Origin of the sequence: Dyella mobilis (assembly GCF_016904945.1) — a bacterium.
GTDB lineage: Bacteria > Pseudomonadota > Gammaproteobacteria > Xanthomonadales > Rhodanobacteraceae > Dyella_B > Dyella_B mobilis.
This window is the reverse complement of sequence record NZ_JADIKF010000039.1, coordinates 274,177-289,133: the sequence shown is the minus strand read 5'-3', so window position 1 is coordinate 289,133 and position 14,957 is coordinate 274,177. Positions and strand designations below refer to the sequence as shown.

Genomic DNA, 14,957 nt, shown 5'->3' with positions numbered 1-14,957 from the left:
CTTCACGCACCCCACACGAACCCGATCATGCCAAATCCGATGATCAACCGCATGTCTTTTCAAGGACGACATTTGGCAGAGCGCTGTCTCCGTGGCGGCAACAATCCGTTCCGGCCCTCGCGCTGGCGGCATCGCGGGGTTTCGGCCAGACTCCCCGCCATGGCTCAGCGAATTTCTTACGCCTTCCTGACGTTATATATCATCGCCGCGCTGGCGAATCGCCCCGTCATGGCCGCCAGCGACACCTATCGCTACGACCCGGTGCACAGCCAGATCGTTTTCAGCATCGATCACGACGGCTTTTCGCGCCCGCTGGGGTTGCTGCACATCAGCCATGGCTGGCTGCGCTTCGATCCGGACGACTGGTCGCGCTCCGCCACCGAGCTGGACATCGACCTCGGTGGCGTGGATATGGGAGATGCGGCCTGGAACGAGGCGGTATGCAAATCGTCCCTGCTCGATTGCAAGACCTATCCGCTTGCGCATTTCAGCAGTACCTCGGTGGAACGCAAGGACGCCACGCACGGCGTGTTGCACGGCACGCTCTCCCTGCACGGCAAAAGCCAGCCGATCGATATTTCCTTCCGGGTCAACCGCGTCGGCAAAACCATCTACGGCATGCACACGGTGGCCGGCTTTTCGGCAACGGCGTCGCTCGACCGCACGGCTTTTGGCATCACCGGCTTCCCCAACGCCATCGGCCACGACGTGGCGATCTGGCTGGAACTGGAAGGCATTCGCGACAGTCAGATATCGACCAACGACAAGGAGCATCCATGAGTTTGCGTAGCGACAACCGGCAATGGGGATCGGTTGCCAAGTTCTTCCATTGGATCGTTGCCCTGGGGATTCTGGCGAATGGCGTTTGGGGACTGCTGATGACCGGCATGTCGCCATCGATGAGCAAAATCAACGTCTATGCACTGCACAAATCGATCGGGCTGACGATCCTGGCGTTGTTTGTGTTGCGCGTAATCTGGCGTCTGTTCGATCGCGCACCGCCGGACGAACCCGCACCGCGCTGGCAACGCTTGGCCGCCCACGCCACCCACGTTTTGCTGTACGGGTTCGTCCTTGCGTTGCCGCTGAGCGGCTGGCTGTTCAACTCGTTGCACGGTTACCCGCTGCAATGGTTCAAGCTGTTCAACCTGCCTGCGCTGGCGGCCAAGAATCAAGACTTGGCCCGTACCGCGCACGCCGCGCACGAGTATCTGTTTTACCTGTTGCTGCTGGTGCTGGTCGCTCACGTCGGCGCCGCACTGAAGCATCACGTTTTCGACCAGGACAACGTATTGCGCCGGATGCTGCCATTCGGCCGCGTGCGTACCGGCAAAGACTCTTGAGGAGACCTCCCATGATCCGAATCCCCTACCGCTCGCTTGCCGTGCTGCTCGCCATCGCCGTTCCCTGTGTTGCCGGCGCAGCCGACTACACCGTGCAGGCCGGCAGCAAACTCGGCTTTACCAGCAACTTCCAGGGCAGCAGTTTCGACGGACAGTTCAACAAGTGGACGGCCAATATCAGCTACGACGCGGCGAAACTCGCCTCCTCGAAGTTTGACGTCACGGTCGACCTGTCCAGCGCCAAGACTGGCGACAACGATCGCGATAGCGCCCTGCCTGGGCCAGACTTCTTCGACGCGGCCAAATACCCGCAGGCGCACTTCGTCACGACCGGCTTCCGCCAACAGGGCGCGCAGGTCATTGCCGACGGCACCCTGACCTTGCGCGGCGTCACCAAGCCGGTGAGCTTGAACGTGACCTTCAAGCCGCAAGGCAGCGGCGCCACGCTGGATGTCAACGGCTCGTTGAATCGGCTCGATTTCGGTGTCGGGGGCGGCGACTACAAGGACACCTCGGTGATCGGCGCCAATGTGAAGGTCACGGCACACCTGGTACTGGCCGCGAAGTAATCACCCTTCCGCCGACTGCCTTTCGATGAAAGTACGCACCGCGGCTTCATCGAAAGGCCAGTCCAGTTCGCGCCCGTCGCGCAAATCGCGCAATACCGGCACGCGGGTGCCGTAGCGTTCTGCCAGTTCGGCGCTGTCGTCCACCCATACGCTGTCAAAGTCCGGCGCCCGGGCCTGGGCCAGCACGCCCATGGCCTGGTCGCACAGATGGCAATAATCGCGTTGATAGAGCACCAGGTAGACCATACGTGCGCTTGCAGAATGCCCTCTTTGGGATGCACGCGTAGAATACCGGGTTCACTCCCCGTCATCGCAGTGCACCCATGGCCGTCAGCGCTTTCGACATCTTCAAGATCGGCATCGGCCCGTCTTCCTCCCATACCGTAGGCCCGATGCGTGCCGCGGCACGCTTTGCCGAACGCTGGCTGGAGGAAAAAGGCGCCCTGGATCGCGTGGTTCGCGTGCGTGCGGAGCTGTATGGATCGCTGGCCATGACCGGCCGCGGGCATGGCACGGACAAGGCGGTGTTGCTGGGCTTTGAGGGAGAGCATCCCGATACGGTGGATCCGGACCGCATTCCCGAGATCCTCAAGCGCATACGCCATACCCAGCGCATCCGGGTCCTGGGCAAGCACGAGATCGATTTCGACGAGAAGCGCGACCTGATCTTCAACAAACGCCAGAAGCTGCCGTTCCACACCAACGGCATGCGCTTCAGTGCCTACGACGCCGACGGCAACGAATTGGCCACGCGCGACTATTACTCGGTCGGCGGCGGCTTCGTGGTCAATCACGATGAAGCGGCGGAAGACCGCATCGTTGCCGATACCACCGAGCAACCTTATCCGTTCGACACCGGCGAGCACTTGCTCGCACTGTGCGAACAGCACGGCCTGACCATCTCGCAGCTGATGATGGAGAACGAGAAGGTCTGGCGCAGCGAGACGGACATCCGCGCAGGACTGCTGAATATCTGGAAGGCCATGCAAGGCTGCGTCGAGCGCGGCCTGCGCTCGCCGGGCGTACTTCCCGGCGGCTTGAAGGTTGCGCGCCGTGCGCCAGCCATGGCCATGGAATTGCGCAATCAGCCTGAGGCATCGTTGAAGGATCCACTCACCATTCTCGATTGGGTGAATCTCTACGCCTTGGCCGTGAACGAAGAAAACGCCGCGGGCGGCCGTGTCGTCACCGCGCCCACCAACGGCGCGGCCGGCATCGTTCCCGCCGTGCTGCATTACTACCACCGCTTCTGTCCCAAGTCGGATGAAAACGGGGTTATCGACTTCCTGCTGACCGCAGCCGCCATCGGCATTCTCTACAAGGAGAACGCGTCCATTTCAGGCGCCGAAGTGGGTTGCCAGGGTGAAGTCGGCGTGGCTTGTTCGATGGCTGCCGGCGGACTTACGGCGGCGCTTGGCGGCAGCGTGTGGCAGATCGAGAACGCGGCCGAAATCGGCATGGAGCACAACCTGGGCCTGACCTGCGATCCGATCGGCGGCCTGGTGCAGATCCCCTGCATCGAGCGCAATGCGATGGGCTCGGTCAAGGCCATCAATGCCAGCCGCATGGCCTTGAAGAGCGACGGCAAACACCGCGTATCGCTCGACAAGGTCATCAAGACCATGCGCGACACCGGCCGCGACATGAAGGACAAGTACAAGGAAACGTCGCGCGGCGGGCTGGCGGTCAACGTCATCGAATGCTGAGGGTTTCTCCCGGCATCGAGGCGCGGCAGGTCGGGTTGCCTCGGACGTGATCCGGGGGTAACCCAACCTACGACCGACGCTCAAGTGGGTTTGTTGGCGCCGCGCTCGAACACGATGCTGGCGACGGCGCCATTCGCGTCGGCGCGCGGTCGCATCGACACATTCCAGCCGTACAGTTCGCACAGGCGACGTACGATGGCCAGGCCCAACCCAGCACCGCTGCCACCGGCGCCCTCGCCGCGCACGCCGCGCTGAAACAGGCGTTCGGCATCTTCCGGCTTGATGCCGGGGCCGGTGTCGATGACCTCGATCGCCCCTTTTTCCACCCTTACCGTGACGCGGCCTTCCAGGGTGTACTTGATGGCGTTGCCGATGATATTGGTGAGCGCCACCGACAATACCGAAGCAGGCGCATTGACGGTGACCGGGTCGGTCTGCACCAGCACGATTTCCACCGGCTTGTCGCGCAACTGCGGACGCTGGCTTTCGATCACTTCGGCGGCCACCTTGGCCACCTCCGTGGTTTCGCCGCGGGTCGGGCCGCGGCGCTCGGCACGCGACAGCAACAACAAAGCCTCGATCAGCTCGGTGGCCTGACGCGACGCACGCTCGATGCGCTTGAGGCGCTCGCGCAGTTTGTCGGTGAGGTCGGGCGAGCCCTGCAACAGTTCGGTCGTGCTGGAAATCACCGCCAGCGGCGTGCGCAATTCGTGGCTGACGTCGGAGTTGAATTCGCGGTCGCGCTCGACCATCGCCGTGAGCCGCGAGGAATACTCGTCCAGTGCTTGGGCCAGCTCGCCCACTTCATCGTCAGCAAAATGGGGGGCGAGCGGTTCGGCCCGTCCGGTCTTGCGAAAATCGCGCAGGCGATGCGCCAATTCGCTGACCGGCTTGAGCACCTTGCGCGACAACCACAGGCCAATCGCCAGGGAAAGCAGGCTGAAAAGAATGACCGACCCAATCAGCGACGTATCCAGTTGCCGCTTGCTCAGATCCTCTCGGCTGATGTCGTAGCTGATGAAACCGACCAGGCCGTACTTGCGCGCAACGGCCAGTTTGTAGTGCCGCGTGCGCCCATCCTTGTCCACGTCGTGCATGTCGTAGACGCCGGGAGCGAGGTTTTGCCACGCCAACGGGGCCCTATAGATGGTTCTGTCGCTCCACATCCACGCGTCGATCAACCTCGATCCAATGCGTTGGCTCGGATCAACGTGCGTGGCCTCGACCGCCTGATCGACATCGCTCTGCAAGCTCGCGTTAACGAGTTGATTTTCGACCTTGGATCGCACATACAGCGAAGCCACGGCAAACAACGCGCTGAGGCCAAATCCAAACAGCGCGAACGAAAGGATCAGGCGAAAACGCAGCTTACGCCTGGACTGCATCCGGATCGACCATGCGGTAACCGATGCCGTGTCTGGTGTGGATCAACGCCTTGTCGAACGGCTTGTCGATCGCGGCGCGCAGACCGTGGATGTGCACACGCAGGCTGTCGCTGTCGGGAAGCTCCTCGCCCCACACCTTCTGCTCCAGATCCTGGCGCGTGACGACCGAGGGGCTGGCTTCCATCAAGGCCTGCAGCAACTTCAGGCCGATCGGGTTGAGCTGGATCGACTTGCCTTCGCGGGTGACCGTGAGCGTGTCGAGGTTGTAGGTGAGATCGGCCACCTTCAGCACCCGGCTTTGCGGCCCCTTGCCGCGGCGCGCCAGCACTTCCAGGCGGGCCGCCAGTTCTTGCAGGGCGAAGGGCTTGGTCATGTAGTCGTCGGCGCCGGACTCGAAGCCGGTGAGCTTCTGTTCCAGGGCGTCGCGGGCGGTCAGCATCAACACGGGAGTCTGCTTATGGGCTTCGTGGCGCAGCTTGCGCGCCACATCCAGGCCATCCATGCCCGGCAGGGTGAGATCCAGCACGATGACGTCGAATTCGTGGACCACGGCCAAATGCAGGCCCGTGACGCCATCTCCGGCGAAATCCACCACGTGGCCACGATCTTCCAGATAATCGCCAATATTGGTCGCAATATCGCTGTTGTCTTCAATCACCAGAACGCGCATGCGTCTCTCCCGCTACGCAGCCGGCCATGAGCCGGCGGAGGCCCAAGCTTAACGACTGCGACCGGCAAATGTTAAGCGGAATACTGAACGGGAGCCAGCATCCGGTTCCCACAAAGAAAAAGCCCGGAGTCTGCGACTGCACGTCGCTGCCTCCGGGCTGAAGCTACTGCCCCGATACCGTCGTCTGCTGTCACCGGACCTTGCGATTGAAGTGGCGAGCAAACAAACAGTGGAGCCTTTATAGGGCCGGGGGGGTTACGTGACAGTTAACCGGCACTCACTGCCCAGTTAATCGTGAAAAAACGAAATGGCTGGCTACCTGGCCTTCTCCGTGCTTTCCTTTTCCCGTTTGGCGCCCTTCCCGGCGTGCCGCTCGAGGTGACGGATGATGTGATCGGAGACGTTGATGCGCGATGCCGCCTCGATGCCCTCCAAGCCTGGAGAGGCGTTCACTTCCAGCACCAGCGGACCACGGTTGGAACGAAGCAGGTCCACACCCGCAATACCCAGGCCCAGTGCCTGCGCCGCACTCACCGCAATACGCTTTTCGTCGGCAGTGAGCTTCGCCGCCACCGCCGTGCCGCCGCGATGCAGGTTGGCCCGGAACTCACCGGGCACGGCGTCGCGCTGCATGGCCGCCACAACCTGGCCGCCGACCACGAAGCAACGCAGGTCGCTGCCCTTGGCCTCCGCAATGAACTCCTGCACCAGGAAGTTGGCATAAAGGCCGCGAAAGGCTTCCACCACGCTCTGCGACGCGCTGCGCTTTTCAGCCAGCACCACGCCGGTACCCTGGCTGCCTTCGTTGAGCTTGATGACGTGCGGCGGCTCCCCCAGCATGTCCAGCACGTCGGTGGTGTCGTCAGGGTTGTCCCCAAAAACTGTCACCGGCATGTCCAGACCTTTGGCGGAGAGGATCTGCAGGCAGCGCAACTTGTCACGCGCGCGCAGCACGGCGTCGGAAGAATTGGGCGTGTACACCCCCATCATCTCCAACTGCCTCAGTACGGCCGTGCCATAAAAAGTGCTCGACGTGCCGATGCGTGGAATGACCGCATCGATATCGTGCAACGCCTTGCCCTTGTAGCGAATCTCCACCTCGCCCGGGGCAATCCGTACGTAACAGCGCAGCGGATCGAGCACGCGCACCACGTGACCGCGCTCGCGCGCCGTTTCAACCAGGCGCTGGGTGGAATACAAACGCGCATTGCGCGAAAGGATGGCGATTTTCATGGTTTGTTTACCATCGGGTGCGCAGGCCTGGGCAGGGTATAGGAAAGGGCTGGATTGACCGCGAAGCGCCCGGCCAAAGCCGTGCGCCCCAGCAACATCGGAAACAGCATGTGCCGGCGATCGGTCAGATTGACGTCAACGTCGAAACATTTGCCGGCCAGCATCACTTCGGTGCGAATGAACCAGCGCTCGCTGCGACCGCCGCCGGTATCCACCACCACACGCCGGTCGCGCGCCTGCGCTTCGCACTGCACCGGGTGCGCGGAGCGCCGGCCGAGCCCCAGGACAAAGCGCAACCACGTTTCGCCGTCGCGGGAAAAGGTTTCCAGTTCGTCCACGTGCAGTGAACTGCTGCGCGCACCGGTGTCGAGCTTGGCTTTGAGGCTGACGATGCCGAACTGGGGCAATGCCAGTCGCTCCCGCCAACCGAGGGTAATCACGTCCGCCATGTCAGCTCACGCTGTCGGGTTTGGAATATCTCGGAGGGGAGCCGGAAGGAAGTTGGAGCGGGTGAAGGGAATCGAACCCTCGTCAGTAGCTTGGGAAGCTACAGCTCTACCATTGAGCTACACCCGCAACGACTGCGCGATGGTAACCGGCACGTGCCGCTTTGGGAATCCTGGCCATCAAAAGTGCCCCGTAAAGGCCGCGAAGAGATCATCGCGAGGCGCTTGGTGTCGCCTGGCTGAATCGCCGGATGGCGATGGCATCGCGCAAAGCTATTCCTCAGAAAAGTGCGCCCATAATCCTTCCGCAGTCACGGACGCCTACGGAAGCGCGACCGCTTCGCGCGACACGGTAGGGAGCAACCCCATGCACGAGCCACATGCTTTCTTTTCACGTCGCTGGCAGGTTCTGTTTGCCGGCGTGCTGCTGATCTTCGCCGGCCTCGCACGAGCGCAATCGGGCGATGGGCAAGGCACCGAGGCCAACGATCCGCCCACGCGCGTGGCGCGCCTCTCCTTTGCCGGCGGCGACCTCGGACTGCTGCCCGCCGGCAGCACGGCCTGGACCGCCGCGGACGTCAATCGCCCGCTCACCAATGGCGACAAGCTTTCCGGCGGCCCCGGCGCCCGCGCCGAGCTGGACCTCGGCGGCGCCGCCTTGCGCATCAATGGCCAAAGCGACATCGGCATTCTCAATCTCAACGGACAAACCGGCCAGTTCGAGCTCACCCAGGGCACGCTCAATCTCACCGTGCGCAACATCGACCAGGGTTCGACGTATGAAATCGACACCCCTACCCTGGCCTTGGTCATCAACCAGCCTGGAAGTTTTCGGGTCGACGTCGCCGCGGATGGCAACTCCACTGTCGTATCCGTCAACGACGGACTGGCGATGGTCTACGGCCAGAACCAGGCGCAGCGCGACGTTTACAGTGGCCGGCGCTACCAGTTCAACGATTCGTCGCTCAACGACGTAACGGTCAGCGATATCACCGGCAGTGACGCCTTCGATCTCTGGTGCAGCAATCTCGACACGCAGGAAGCGAGCCAGGCCAGCGCCCAATACGTCTCGGACGACGTGGTGGGTGGCGATGACCTCAACGGCTGGGGCAATTGGGAAGAGGATGAGGACTACGGACCGGTCTGGTATCCCGTCAACGTGGTGGCGGGCTGGGCGCCCTATCGCTTCGGCCACTGGGTATGGATCGCGCCATGGGGCTGGACCTGGGTGGACAGCCTGCCCTGGGGGTTCGCGCCCTATCACTACGGCCGCTGGGCTTTCCTGCATAACCATTGGGGCTGGATACCGGGACCGCGCCATGCCCGCCCGATTTACGCGCCGGCACTGGTGGCCTTCGTCGGTGCCGGTGCCGGCCGCCCGGTAGGCTGGTTCCCGTTGGGGCCACGTGATGTCTACAGCCCCTGGTATCGCGCGTCGCACAACTACTACACGAGCGTGAACCTGGCGAATCTCGGCGCCGGCCACGATGGCGACCAAACCGGCCTGATCGATCGGATCCACAACCAGTACGGCCTTTATCAAAGCGGTCGGACCGCAGCAGGTACGTCGTACGCTTATCGCAATACGCCGGCGGCATTGACGGCGGTGTCTGCGCAGGCATTTGCAAACGCCCACGACGTGCGCGGCAACCAGGTTCGTCTCGATCCGCAGCAACTGGCCACGGCAGCGATGATGGCGCCCACGGCGCTGCAACGCCCCGGTGGCGGCAGTTTCGGCCAGCCGCGGCTGATTGACGGCCGCTCCCTGCCATCAGCCGGCTTCAACCGCCAGGTGGTGGCAATAGGTCACCCTGCTACGGCGATAACGACCACCGCATCGACCCGTGCCGGCCTGCCCACGTCGAATGTGCGCGTGCTCGATATCCGCCCCCGCCCGCAGGCCATCAGCCGCGTTCAGGCATCCGGCGGCGCCGAGGCAACACAAACATCTCGATTTACCGCTCCGACGCAGATTTCGCCGCCAGCGGCAGAACAGCCACCTTCACGCCCCGCCACGCTGCCGCAAATACCGCACTTCGAATCGGCCCAGCAGATAAAGCCGGTCGAGCAAGTGCCGCGCTATCAGCCGGCGACCCGGTCTTTCGCGCCGCGCGAGGAAAACCCGGAGCAGGCGCGCTACGAAGCGGTGCAGCGTTCGCATAGCTACGTGCCCGAGCAGCGTGCGCAGCAGGTCAACCCGTCCTATCAACCTTACGCACGCCCTGACACGCCTCGCCCCGAGCTGCAAACCCGCTTCCAACCGGAAACACACCCGCAAAGCTCGCCACATCCACACGCCAGCGCGCCAACTCCGGCGCATGGCGAGGGCAACCAGCATTGATCGCTCGCGGCCCGGCCAACCGCCGGGCCGCTGCCGCTACAATGGGCGGATGCAGATCACCTTGAACGGCCACCCGCACGATTGTGGCCAAAGCGCCACCGTCACTCAGTTGCTCCACCAGGCCGGCTACGCCGGCCGCCGCGTTGCGGTGGAGATCAATCACGAAATCGTGCCACGCAGCCTGCACGATGGTCACGAATTGCGCGAGGGCGATCGAGTGGAAATCGTCCATGCCATCGGCGGCGGCTGATCCGCCCCCTCCACGCGTCCGCCAGCCGACTTTATTTCTATGAATATCAAGACATTCGACAGCACCGATCCGTTGATCATCGCCGGCAAAAGCTACGGCTCGCGCCTGCTCACCGGCACCGGCAAATACAAAGACCTGGATGAAACGCGCCGCGCCACCCAGGCAGCCGGAGCGGAAATCGTCACGGCAGCGATCCGTCGCGTGAATCTCGGCCAAGATCCCAACGCACCGAGCCTGCTCGATGCGCTGCCGCCCAACGAATTCACCCTGCTGCCCAATACCGCGGGTTGCTACAACGCGGTCGACGCCGTGCGCACCTGCAAGCTCGCCCGTGAATTGCTGGACGGCCACAAACTGGTAAAGCTGGAAGTGCTGGGCGACGAGCGCACGCTGTTCCCGGACGTGGTGGAAACCCTGAAGGCTGCCGAGCAGCTCGTAGCCGATGGCTTCGACGTGATGGTGTACACCAGCGACGATCCGATCCTGGCCCGCAAGCTGGAAGAGATCGGCTGCGTGGCGGTGATGCCGCTGGCAGCCCCCATCGGCTCCGGGCTGGGCATCCAGAACCGCTACAACCTGCTTGAAATCATCGAGAACGCCAAAGTGCCGATCATCGTCGATGCAGGCGTCGGCACCGCATCGGATGCGGCCATCGCGATGGAGCTGGGCTGCGATGGCGTGCTGATGAACACGGCCATTGCGGGCGCCAAAGACCCCGTACTGATGGCGCACGCGATGAAGCTGGCGATTGAAGCCGGTCGTGCTGCCTTCCGTGCCGGCCGTATTCCGCGCAAGCGTTTTGCCTCGGCATCCAGTCCCATCGACGGCACCATCGGCTGATGAGCGATCACGCCGATCACGACGCTCCCGGACATCTGCGGCGCATCCGCAGCTTCGTGCTGCGCGAAGGTCGCATGACACCCGCCCAGCAGCGAGCCTTCGACGAGCACTGGGCGCGTTTCGGCATCGACTACACCGCTAGCGGGCAGGATTTCGACGCACGCTTCGGTCGCCACGCCCCCCGCGTACTGGAAATCGGCTTCGGCAATGGCGAAGCCCTGGCTTGGGCGAGCGAACACGATCTGGCACGCGACTACCTGGGCGTGGAAGTGCATGGACCCGGCGTAGGCCGGCTGATGAATGCCCTGGCCGCGCGGGATGCCAGCAATGTGCGCATCTACAAGCACGACGCGGTGGAAGTGCTGGAGCACGAAATTCCGGCCGGCGCGTTGAGTGAGGCGCGCATCTGGTTCCCGGATCCCTGGCACAAGAAGCGCCACAACAAGCGTCGCATCGTTCAACCTGATTTCGTCGCCCTGCTGGCCTCCCGCATGACCCGCGATGGTCTGCTGCATCTGGCCACCGACTGGGAGCCTTATGCCCAGCACATGCTCGAGGTGATGGAAGCGGCCCTCGATTGGCGCAACGCAGTCGGTCCCGGCCAGTTTGCCCAAAAGCCGGACTGGCGCATCGAAACGCACTTCGAGCGTCGCGGGCTGAAGCTCGGCCATGGCGTATGGGATTTGCTCTACCGAAGGACCTGATCCACCCGTTCGTCGGCACGGCAGCCCAAGCGAGGAAAAACCATGGCCGATGCCCACGATGCGGCATCGGTTCACCAGCCACGCGGCCTGGACGCTTATACTTTCCCGTCAAACAGGGACGAGCCGCCGCGTGAAGCAACTGCTGCCCAACTGCATCCAGCCTTGCCCAACGCCCATAGCACCGGTCTATGGCCAATTTGCGGTGCGCGGACACGGGAAAAACGCTCGCAAGGACGATCCATAGTGGCACTGACCCTCACCCCCGAAATGATCCTGGTACTCGGGCTGGTGTGCTTCACCATGCTCATGCTGGTGCTGGAGTGGATCCGCGCCGACATGGTGGCACTGCTGGTCGTGGTGGTGATCGGCCTGACCGGACTGATCCCCTCGGACCGCGTCTTCAACGGCTTCGCCGGCAACGCGGTGATCGCGATCATCGCCATCATGATCATGGGCGCCGGCCTGGACCGCGCCGGCGTGCTGGGGTTGACCGCGCAATTCGTGATGCGCATGGCGCGCGGCAAGGAATCGCGCCTGGGCGTGGTGATCAATGCCGTCACCAGCCTGTTCAGCGCGGTCATCCCCAGCCAGGCCCTGGCTGCCCTGATGATTCCCGTTACCAGCCGCCTTTCGGCGCGTACCGGCGTGCCGATCTCGCGACTGCTGTTGCCGATGGCGTTCTGCATTCTCACCGCAACCAACACCACACTGATCGCCAACTCGCCGCTGATCGTGCTCAACGACCTGATCGCCAGCGCCAACGCCAACCTGCCTCCAGGCGCGCAAACCGTGCCCAAATTCGGCTTGTTCAGCGTGACCCCGGTGGGTCTGGCACTGGCCGTGGCGGGCATCGTGTTCTTCTATCTGTTCACCAACAAACTGCTGCCCGATCGCGAAGACGAACGCCAGAAAGTAACGCCGGGACGCACGGAAAGTTATTTCGCGGAGACCTACGGCATCGTCGGCGAGACCGCCGAACTCACCGTCACCGCGGAAAGTCCGCTGGTCGGCATGAGCATCGGCGAAGTGGAACAGCTGCATGGCGCGCCATTGATCCTCGCCATCAAAAGCGGCAACGATTCGCGCATGGCGCCGCCTGCCGACCAGGTAATCTGGGTAGGCTCGGTGCTCGGCGTATTGGGCCCGCGCGAGGAACTCAATCGCTTTGCCAACAACCAGCTTTGCAAAGTGTCGCCCCGCATGCGCCAGTTGGGCGATCTGTTCAACCCTAGTCGCGCCGGCATTTCCGAGGCGGTAATTCCGCCCAACTCGCGCTTCCTGAAGCAATCGGTGGGCGACCTGCGCCTGCGCAAGCGCTATGGCATTTCGGTGTTGGCGGTAACGCGCGGCGATCACGTGTATCGCGATGATCTGCGTGCCGTCAGTTTGCGCACCGGTGATACGCTGGTGCTGCATTCGAGCTGGAAAGCATTGCAGGAAGTCTCCGAAGACAAAGACCTCGTGGTCGTCACCGACATCCCGCGCGAAGAGCAACGCCCCAACAAAATCTGGCAGGCGGTCGGTTTTTTCCTGCTAGCGAAGTGCCTGGCGCTGTTCACCAACCTCGATCTTTCGGTGGCAATGATGACTGGCGCCATCGGCATGCTGCTGAGCGGCGTGCTGAACATGGATGAGGCATACAAAGCCGTCAATTGGAAAACCATCTTCGTCACGGCGTGCCTTATTCCGCTCGGCTGGTCGATGGATACGACCGGCACTGCTGCATGGGTGGCGCAGGAAGTGTTGCTGCATTTGGGGCATGCATCGCCGTGGATACTGCAAGCTTCGCTGGCGATACTCACGCTGCTTTTCTCGCAAGTCATGTCGAACGTCGGCGCCACGGTGATGATGGTGCCGGTCGCGATCAGCGTTGCGGTCGCCACGGGAGGCAATCCTTCCGCTTACGCATTGATCGTGGCGGTGTCATCGTCCAACACTTTCCTGCTTAGCTCGGGGCATCCGGCATTGATGATGGTCACCGGCCCCGGCGACTACAGCGGCAGGGATTTTCTGCGTGCAGGCGCACCGCTCACCCTCATCGTGCTGATCATCACGCTCGTCGTGATAAACCTGATGTTCCGCTAAACGGCAAGGCACGACGCCGGCTTTGGTTCAGACCAATCCTATCGACAGCCGCTAAGATGGCTCGCCGTCAAAAACGCGGACCTCTGGAAAACAGTCATATGAATCATCCAGAAAACTGTCGTATTGCCGTGATCGGACTGGGCTACGTAGGCCTGCCGCTTGCCGTAGAGTTTGGTCGCTCAATCGACACACTTGGTTTTGATATCGATACTGCACGCGTTTCCGCCCTGAAAAATGGCGTGGACAACAACCAGGAAACGACCGCCGAGGAACTGGCGAACGCAAAGCAACTGCGCTTCAGTACCGACATCCAAGCCTTACGTGAACGCAACGTGTTCATCATCACCGTGCCCACGCCGGTGGACGAACACAAACGTCCGGACTTTACGCCGCTGATCCGCGCCAGCCAGATGGTAGGCAGCGTGTTGAAACCGGGCGACGTGGTGATCTACGAATCCACGGTGTATCCCGGCGCTACGGAGGAAATCTGCGTACCGGAACTGGAGCGTGCTTCTACGCTTCGCTTCAACCAGGATTTCACCGTGGGCTACAGTCCCGAGCGCATCAATCCCGGCGACAAGCAGCGGCGACTGACCACCATTCCGAAAATCACCTCCGGCTCGACGCCCGAAACCGCCGATTTTGTCGATGGCTTGTACAGACGCATCATTACCGCCGGCACGCACAAGGCGCCCAGCCTGAAAGTGGCCGAGGCGGCCAAGGTGATCGAGAACACGCAGCGCGATGCAAACATCGCACTGATCAACGAGTTTGCGCTGATCTTTCATCGCCTGGGCATCGACACCCAGGACGTACTCGCCGCCGCAGGCACGAAGTGGAACTTCCTGCCCTTTCGACCAGGTTTGGTCGGCGGACATTGCATCGGCGTCGATCCGTATTACCTGATCCAGAAAGCACAATCGACCGGCTACTATCCGGACATCCTGCTGGCATGCCGCCGCATCAACGATGCAATGGGCGAGCACGTCGCGAGCGAAGTGATCAAACTGATGGTCGGTCAGGGGCATGCGATACGCGGCAGTCGCGTACTCGTGCTAGGCCTCACCTTCAAGGAAAACTGCCCGGATTTGCGTAACACGCGCGTGGTAGACCTGGTGCGCGAGCTGGAGAGTTACGGTGCATCGGTCGATGTGCACGATCCGTGGGCCGATGCCGAGGAAGCGCTGGAAAGCTACGGTTTGAACCTGCTGCCGGCAGTCGAGACGAATGGCGACTATGCCGCCGTCGTGCTCGCCGTGGCGCACCAGCAATTCCAGCCGGGCGGCGCCTACGACACGCAGGCACTGACCATGTCCAATGGTGTTGTCTATGACATCAAGGGCGTGCTGCCGAAAGACCAGGTCGACGGGCGGCTGTAACAGCCG

General features: G+C 62.5%; 15 protein-coding genes and 1 tRNA gene. 10 read left to right on the top strand and 6 right to left on the bottom strand.

The annotated features are described in order from the left end of the window. Nucleotides 1-159: 159 nt before the first annotated feature. The 3 genes from ISS99_RS12140 to ISS99_RS12130 are packed head-to-tail and all read left to right on the top strand — an operon-like array spanning nt 160 to nt 1,912. Nucleotides 160-780: a YceI family protein gene (locus ISS99_RS12140; protein ID WP_204631881.1), complete on the top strand. Its 621-nt coding sequence runs from the start codon at nt 160-162 to the stop codon at nt 778-780. Then, on the top strand, nt 777-1,343 hold the full coding sequence (locus ISS99_RS12135; protein WP_204631880.1) for a cytochrome b: 567 nt from the start codon (nt 777-779) through the stop codon (nt 1,341-1,343). Before ISS99_RS12140 ends, ISS99_RS12135 begins: the two co-directional genes overlap by 4 nt. An 11-nt stretch (nt 1,344-1,354) precedes the next feature. Continuing rightward, nucleotides 1,355-1,912 (top strand): YceI family protein, encoded by a 558-nt coding sequence (locus ISS99_RS12130; RefSeq protein WP_204631879.1) that lies wholly within the window; start codon nt 1,355-1,357, stop codon nt 1,910-1,912. Here ISS99_RS12130 and ISS99_RS12125 read toward each other — a convergent pair whose 3' ends face one another. After that, the gene (locus ISS99_RS12125; protein WP_204631878.1) at nt 1,913-2,158 is read right to left on the bottom strand and encodes a glutaredoxin family protein; all 246 of its coding nucleotides are present in this window, start codon (nt 2,156-2,158) and stop codon (nt 1,913-1,915) included. It lies immediately after the preceding gene. A gap of 77 nt (nt 2,159-2,235) precedes the next feature. On the opposite strand from ISS99_RS12125, the gene ISS99_RS12120 reads away from it, so the two are divergent. Further along, complete coding sequence (locus tag ISS99_RS12120; RefSeq protein WP_204631877.1) at nt 2,236-3,618, top strand: L-serine ammonia-lyase; 1,383 nt, start codon at nt 2,236-2,238, stop codon at nt 3,616-3,618. Nucleotides 3,619-3,698: 80 nt separating this feature from the next. Here ISS99_RS12120 and ISS99_RS12115 read toward each other — a convergent pair whose 3' ends face one another. The 5 genes from ISS99_RS12115 to ISS99_RS12095 all read right to left on the bottom strand — a co-directional run bounded on the left by ISS99_RS12115 (nt 3,699) and on the right by ISS99_RS12095 (nt 7,482). Beyond that, nucleotides 3,699-5,003 carry a sensor histidine kinase gene (locus ISS99_RS12115; protein WP_204631876.1) on the bottom strand — a complete coding sequence of 435 codons (1,305 nt, stop codon included), beginning with the start codon at nt 5,001-5,003 and terminating at the stop codon, nt 3,699-3,701. Next, entirely contained in the window at nt 4,987-5,673 is a 687-nt protein-coding gene (locus ISS99_RS12110; protein ID WP_204631875.1) for a response regulator transcription factor, read from the bottom strand. Before ISS99_RS12110 ends, ISS99_RS12115 begins: the two co-directional genes overlap by 17 nt. 315 nt (nt 5,674-5,988) lie before the next feature. Further along, nucleotides 5,989-6,906, bottom strand: a complete 918-nt coding sequence (gene rimK / locus ISS99_RS12105; RefSeq protein ID WP_204631874.1) for a 30S ribosomal protein S6--L-glutamate ligase — start codon at nt 6,904-6,906, stop codon at nt 5,989-5,991. Continuing rightward, the gene (locus ISS99_RS12100; RefSeq protein WP_204631873.1) at nt 6,903-7,355 is read right to left on the bottom strand and encodes an ATP-dependent zinc protease family protein; all 453 of its coding nucleotides are present in this window, start codon (nt 7,353-7,355) and stop codon (nt 6,903-6,905) included. Before ISS99_RS12100 ends, rimK begins: the two co-directional genes overlap by 4 nt. Nucleotides 7,356-7,408: 53 nt before the next feature. Then, nucleotides 7,409-7,482: transfer RNA gene (locus ISS99_RS12095), tRNA-Gly, on the bottom strand. 237 nt (nt 7,483-7,719) lie between these two features. Here ISS99_RS12095 and ISS99_RS12090 point away from each other — a divergent pair. The 6 genes from ISS99_RS12090 to tviB all read left to right on the top strand — a co-directional run bounded on the left by ISS99_RS12090 (nt 7,720) and on the right by tviB (nt 14,951). After that, the gene (locus ISS99_RS12090) at nt 7,720-9,693 is read left to right on the top strand and encodes a DUF6600 domain-containing protein (RefSeq protein ID WP_204631872.1); all 1,974 of its coding nucleotides are present in this window, start codon (nt 7,720-7,722) and stop codon (nt 9,691-9,693) included. Between the two features lie 49 nt (nt 9,694-9,742). Next, nucleotides 9,743-9,943 carry a sulfur carrier protein ThiS gene (thiS, locus tag ISS99_RS12085; protein WP_204631871.1) on the top strand — a complete coding sequence of 67 codons (201 nt, stop codon included), beginning with the start codon at nt 9,743-9,745 and terminating at the stop codon, nt 9,941-9,943. Nucleotides 9,944-9,982: 39 nt separating this feature from the next. Next, the gene (locus tag ISS99_RS12080) at nt 9,983-10,783 is read left to right on the top strand and encodes a thiazole synthase (protein WP_204631870.1); all 801 of its coding nucleotides are present in this window, start codon (nt 9,983-9,985) and stop codon (nt 10,781-10,783) included. After that, a complete protein-coding gene (trmB, locus tag ISS99_RS12075) occupies nt 10,783-11,487 on the top strand; it encodes a tRNA (guanosine(46)-N7)-methyltransferase TrmB (RefSeq protein WP_204631869.1) in 705 nt (234 codons plus the stop codon). The genes ISS99_RS12080 and trmB overlap by 1 nt, the downstream gene beginning before the upstream one ends. Nucleotides 11,488-11,754: 267 nt before the next feature. Continuing rightward, entirely contained in the window at nt 11,755-13,572 is a 1,818-nt protein-coding gene (locus ISS99_RS12070; protein WP_204632656.1) for an SLC13 family permease, read from the top strand. A gap of 98 nt (nt 13,573-13,670) precedes the next feature. After that, a complete protein-coding gene (gene tviB / locus ISS99_RS12065) occupies nt 13,671-14,951 on the top strand; it encodes a Vi polysaccharide biosynthesis UDP-N-acetylglucosamine C-6 dehydrogenase TviB (RefSeq protein ID WP_204631868.1) in 1,281 nt (426 codons plus the stop codon). Nucleotides 14,952-14,957: the final 6 nt, after the last annotated feature.